This window comes from Sulfurimonas sp. (genome assembly GCF_032250635.1).
GTDB lineage: Bacteria > Campylobacterota > Campylobacteria > Campylobacterales > Sulfurimonadaceae > Sulfurimonas.
This window is the reverse complement of sequence record NZ_JAVVFL010000154.1, coordinates 1-5342: the sequence shown is the minus strand read 5'-3', so window position 1 is coordinate 5342 and position 5342 is coordinate 1. Positions and strand designations below refer to the sequence as shown.

General features: G+C 39.7%; 5 protein-coding genes and 1 pseudogene. All 6 read left to right on the top strand.

Annotation, left to right across the window (positions count from 1 at the left end):
• On the top strand, positions 1 to 741 hold a 741-nt coding region (gene soxA, locus RQ763_RS09145), incomplete at its 5' end, for a sulfur oxidation c-type cytochrome SoxA (RefSeq protein ID WP_314152530.1).
• 9 nt (positions 742 to 750) lie between these two features.
• Positions 751 to 2514 carry a thiosulfohydrolase SoxB gene (gene soxB, locus RQ763_RS09140; protein WP_314152529.1) on the top strand — a complete coding sequence of 588 codons (1764 nt, stop codon included), beginning with the start codon at positions 751 to 753 and terminating at the stop codon, positions 2512 to 2514.
• A 36-nt stretch (positions 2515 to 2550) separates the two neighbouring features.
• Positions 2551 to 4047 (top strand): OprD family outer membrane porin, encoded by a 1497-nt coding sequence (locus tag RQ763_RS09135; RefSeq protein ID WP_314152527.1) that lies wholly within the window; start codon positions 2551 to 2553, stop codon positions 4045 to 4047.
• A 90-nt stretch (positions 4048 to 4137) separates the two neighbouring features.
• Complete coding sequence (locus tag RQ763_RS09130; protein ID WP_314152526.1) at positions 4138 to 4521, top strand: thioredoxin family protein; 384 nt, start codon at positions 4138 to 4140, stop codon at positions 4519 to 4521.
• Between the two features lie 88 nt (positions 4522 to 4609).
• Positions 4610 to 5044 carry a DsrE family protein gene (locus RQ763_RS09125; protein WP_314152525.1) on the top strand — a complete coding sequence of 145 codons (435 nt, stop codon included), beginning with the start codon at positions 4610 to 4612 and terminating at the stop codon, positions 5042 to 5044.
• Positions 5045 to 5067: 23 nt separating this feature from the next.
• Positions 5068 to 5342 (top strand): annotated as a pseudogene (locus RQ763_RS09120) (DUF302 domain-containing protein); the annotation flags it as partial.

Here is a 5342-nt window from a genome sequence, read left to right as displayed (position 1 = left end):
GTTGCTCTCGTTTCATCTTTGAGTTTTGCAAGTGAGCAGTTTGCCATGAGCGATGCAGACCGTGCAATGTATGAAGAGCTTATGGAAAACAATCCTGCTGATATGATGCTCGCTAACGGCTCAGAGCTTTTAGATGCTATGGGCTCAGAGGCTGCTTTAGCTAAATATCTAGGGCTATCTGAAGATGAGTTGCCTGTTTATTTAGCAGGTTTCCCGAGATATATTGAGAAATTTAAAATGGTTGTAAGCATTGATCAGATGCTTCAGGCATTTATGCATGATAGCGGCAAAAAGCCGTATGCACTTAAGAGTTCTGATATGTTTGACATGTCCTCTTATGTGAAGTCAATTGCGAATGAGCAGCCTATTAATATTGATATTAATGCAAATACGCATATGAAAAAGGCTTACGCTATTGGCAAAGAGGTGTTTAATACGAGAAGAGGCGGTAGAGGACTTTCATGCTACAACTGTCATAATCCTGGCGTTGTAGGAGGAATACTGAGAACGCAGCCGCTACCGGATATCTCTGCAAAAGGAAACGCTTCGGCTGCTACATGGCCAGCGTATAGAATGACAAAGTCAAAGCTTGCAACACTGCAAAAGAGATTTCAGGGCTGTATGCAAAATGCACTTCTTGCGGTTATTCCTCTGGGTTCGCCTGAGATGACGGCACTTGAAGTATATTTTACTCACGAGGCAAAGGGTGCAGCTATCGCTCTGCCCGGCCTGAAGAGATAGGGAGAGAAGATGGAGATTTCAAGAAGAGACTTTATGCACATCTGTGCGATTTTTGGGATAGGCGCTGCAACTTCTGCAACTGCCGCACCAATAATGGCATCACAAATATCGCTTAAAGATATTTATGCGTTTAAAGATACGGGTAATTTTACGTTGCTTCATATGTGTGATTTACATGCGCATTTAAAGCCGCTTTACTGGAGAGAGCCTTCCACGCTCATCTCTGCGCCAAATCTTACCGGAACACCGGGTTTTTTATGCGGCGAGTCGTTTGCAAAACACTACGGTTTAGAGCCGAGCTCACTAGATGCTTACTTTGATACCCATGTTGATTTTGAAACACTAGCTAAAAAGTTCGGAAAAATGGGTGGTGTGGCACACATAAAAACAGTACTGGACTATGTAAGAAAAACAAGAGGGGCGGATAACGTGCTCTTTTTGGATTCAGGCGATACATGGCAAGGTACCGGTGTGGCACTAAAGACTAGGGGCGAAGCTATTGTCAAGGTACAAAACCATATAGGCGTAGATGTTATGGTTGGACACTGGGAGTTTACTTACGGTAAAGAGCGCGTAAGAGAGCTTATTGAGATGCTTGATGGAAAGTTTATCTCTCAAAATGTTGTAGGAAACGACTCTTTCGCTGATGATTTCGAAGAGTTGATTTTTGAACCCTATACTATAGAAGAGAGAGGCGGCGCAAAGATAGGCATCATCGGGCAGTCATTTCCTTTTACGTCGACCGCGAACCCTAAAGAGTTTACACAAGGGTGGAGTTTCGGTCTTCGCTTAGAGACACTCCAAGAGTATGTAAATGAGTTAAGAGACGAGCATAATGTTGATTGCGTCGTTGTACTCTCACATGACGGCTTTAGCGTGGATCAGGAAGTGGCACGTAAAGTACATGGCATAGACTTTATTTTAAGTGGACATACACACGACCCTTCTCCAAAGCCTATCGTCATTAACGGAACGGTTATAGCCATTGCGGGAAGTCATGGAAAATACATAGGACGTTTAGATATCGATGCCAAAGACGGCAAGGTAAATAACTATGAGTACAAGCTTATTCCTATTGCATCTAACATAATTCCGGCAGATACTGAATGTGAGAAGCTTGTTGATGAGCTTTATGCACCTTATGCAGCAGAGATGAATGAAGTGCTTGGGAGAACAAAAAATATTCTTTACAAAAGAGATACATTCTTCTCGACATTTGATCAGCTTATCAATGATGCCATCATAGATGAGATGAAGTGTGATATCTCCTTTACCCCTGGTTATAGATGGGGAACAACCGTTTTAGCAGGTAAAGAGATTTTAATGGATAATGTTTATGAGATGTGCGGTATAACCTATCCGAACGTCTACACTTTTGAGTTAAAGGGCGAGAGGATAGCAAAACTCTTAGAGGATATTGCCGATAACGTCTTTAATGAAAATCCGCTCTATCAGCAAGGCGGAGACATGAGCCGGCTTGGCGGAGCGACGTATGATATTGCAGTCGGTAATTCTACGGGCAATCGTATATCAAATCTTAAAATTGGCGGCAAGCCGATAGATTTGAAGAAAACTTACATTGTTTCATCATGGGGCGGGAACCTGCAAAACGTAGGAGAAAATCTTCAAGAAAGCAAGACAAGAGCTGTTTATGATGTTACAAGAGATTATATCAAGCGTAAAAAAGTAGTCGATGTAAGTAACGAAGGAAATGTAAGAGTTGTTGATTATGAATGCGGATGTCCTCCAAAGGGTCAGACAAGCTGCAATTAGGCTGCAACTAAAACTTAAAATCATAAGGGATTTAACATGAAGATGATAAAGATAAGTGTAGCAGCTGCTGCAGTAGTTTCACTTTTGGTAAGTAGTGCTTTTGCAGATGATACACAGCCAAAAAGAGTTCTTAAAAACAATATGCAAGAGGTCTATAAGACTCTTCCAGCGAGTGTTGATAATATTGGTGATGCTTTTACTGAAGGTGTATTTTACGGTCGTTTAAGAACCAATGCTTTTAGATGGGACTGGAAAAATGATCAGGTAAACGACGATAACAAGGCATTCGGTGTCGGCGGAAGCATGATTTATAAAACAGCTCCGCTCCATGGATTAAGTGCTACGGCAGGTCTTTGCTATGCGAACAATCCATTCTCTTCTCTTCGTGAAGATGATGCAGATGTTGGCGATGTAAAATCAGGTAAAGATACATTTAGCCGCTACAATGTAAAAACAAGCGGTGACTGGTCGATGGCAGTTTTGGCACAAGCTTATATTCAGTATGACGTCTCTAAAACATCATTTAAAGTGGGTCGTCAAATATTTGAGTCGTTCTTAACAAAGTCGAACGATACAAAGATGATTCCAAATACGTTTGAGGGTTATACCGTTACAATAAATGAGATTCCAAAAACAACAATTCGCGGAGCCTATTTTGACTCTCAAAAACTAAGAGACCATACTACTTTTCATGATGTTTTAACTTTTAAAGACTCTTCAGGTGAGAGCTGGAACAACAATGACGATGCTGCGGTTCATAAAGGACTCAATTATACAAACCTCAGTGCACATGGTAAGGAGGAGAACGAACTTGTAGTTGTAGATTTGAAAAACAAGTCAATCGACAATCTTGTAGTAGATGTAACATACGGTTCCGTACCGGGTCTGCTCTCTTCACTCACAGGAGAGTTAAACTACAAAATCAAACTAGGGGATAAATTCTCTTTAACTCCAGGTGTTCGTCATATGCAACAGTTTGATAACGGTGCCGGTAAAATCGGTGGAGCAAGCTTGAGCGGCGGTTTGGCTATGGACAAAAACCCTACAACAAATTTGGGATATAAAGATAGATTTGATTTAGATTCATCTTTAACCATGGCGCGCCTTGTTTTGACAGATGGAGTCTTAAAAGTTCAAGTCGCTTATTCGGCTGTTGCCGATGAAGCGGATATAGTCGCACCATGGAGAGGTTTTCCTACAGGCGGATATACGCGTGCTATGGCGCAGTACAACTGGAGAGCAGATACAAAAACGACTTCCGCAGAAGTTTACTACGATTTTGGCAAGGCAAAAATTTTAGACGGATTTAGCGCACTTGCTAGATATGCAATACAGGATTTTGATGAAGATAAGCAAGCGGGCGGCGTTCAAGCTGATAGCAATATCTTACATATAGACCTTCGCAAACAGTTTACACCGACGTTTGACGCAAAGATTCGTATGGCATTTGTTGATGCAGATGAGAGAGTATCTGATGGTATTGACAAAGACTCTTATAACGAATACCGTTTTGAGTTAAATTACCTCTTCTAAAATAAAAAAAAGAGTTGTTTTGAGCCGCTTATTTTTCTCTCCTATTTTTATAAGCGCCAAAACAACCATGATTGAGTAGGCGGATATTTTATGAATAAAATTATCTTCTCTTTGCTGCTCTGCTTTGTCTCTCTTTTTGGAGTGGACTGGCAGGGTTACGAAGAGGCAAAAAAAACACAGCAAAAAAGTTCAAAAATAATCATGATATATATTGAGAGAACAGATTGCCGATACTGTGTTAATATGCACAGAGATGTTTTTGATGATAAAGAGATGTCGCAATGGATTGAGGAGCGTTTTATTCCCGTAAAATTAAATTTGGACATGGATGATATACCCTTAGGTATAAGCGTTTCAATGACTCCCTCTTTCTATTTTGTTGGCAAAAATCAAAATATTATCAAAATGATACCAGGATCTTGGAATATCGATGATTTTAAATCATTGATAAAAAATATTAAGGAGTCAAGATGACTCCTTCTTGCCACAAGGCAAGTCTTTAGTGACTGAATATAATCTGGACTTTGTTCAGATTATATGAGATTTATTAGTAGGAGCCCTAATGGCAAAATTTATTGTAATGTTTTTGCTTATAGCTAATGTTTTGTATGCAGAGACTGTTTTTGCTGAGCCCAAACCAAATATTTTAGAGCCTAGAAAGATAGTTTTTTCTATTAAAAGTGCGGATGATGAAGAGATAAACCATGTGCTGAGTGCTGCGAATAATGTGCTTAAATTTTATGGTCCTGAAAACGTAAAAATGCGTATTGTCGCTTATTACCACGGTATTAAATCGCTTCTTAAGAGTGAGACAGAGACTTCAAAGCGTATCAGTGCGCTTATGCAGCTTGATGTAGAGTTTGTCGCATGCGGTAACACAATGCGGACAAAAAATATAAAAGAAGAAGCACTGGTTGATGATGTAGAGATTGTAACGGCTGGAATCGTTGAGATGATTGAGCGTGTAAAAGAGGGCTGGATATACATAGCTCCCTAAGTAAAGAAAATAAAGGATAATAGATGAAGAAAATATATGTTTATATAATGAGTGTTTTAATGGTAACGGCACTCAGTGCAAATGGTGATTTGCACCTTTTTGAAGTTGAAAATAAAGATGGTGCAATAACACCGCAAAAAATTGAGCAAGGGTTTGTACAAAACGGCTTTGGCATAGCAGTAAACAGTGATATGATAAAACCGTTTACAACTCAGTTTAAAGAGACGAAATTTAAGATATTTACACTTATGACTATCTACCATGAGAAGATATCTTTTGATCTTGTAAAAAAGTATCC

Excerpts from the sequence above, each read along its gene's own strand:
- soxB (WP_314152529.1), top strand. The coding sequence starts at position 751 with ATGGAGATTTCAAGAAGAGACTTTATGCACATCTGTGCGATTTTTGGG.
- RQ763_RS09135 (WP_314152527.1), top strand. The coding sequence starts at position 2,551 with ATGAAGATGATAAAGATAAGTGTAGCAGCTGCTGCAGTAGTTTCACTT.
- RQ763_RS09130 (WP_314152526.1), top strand. The coding sequence starts at position 4,138 with ATGAATAAAATTATCTTCTCTTTGCTGCTCTGCTTTGTCTCTCTTTTT.
- RQ763_RS09125 (WP_314152525.1), top strand. The coding sequence starts at position 4,610 with ATGGCAAAATTTATTGTAATGTTTTTGCTTATAGCTAATGTTTTGTAT.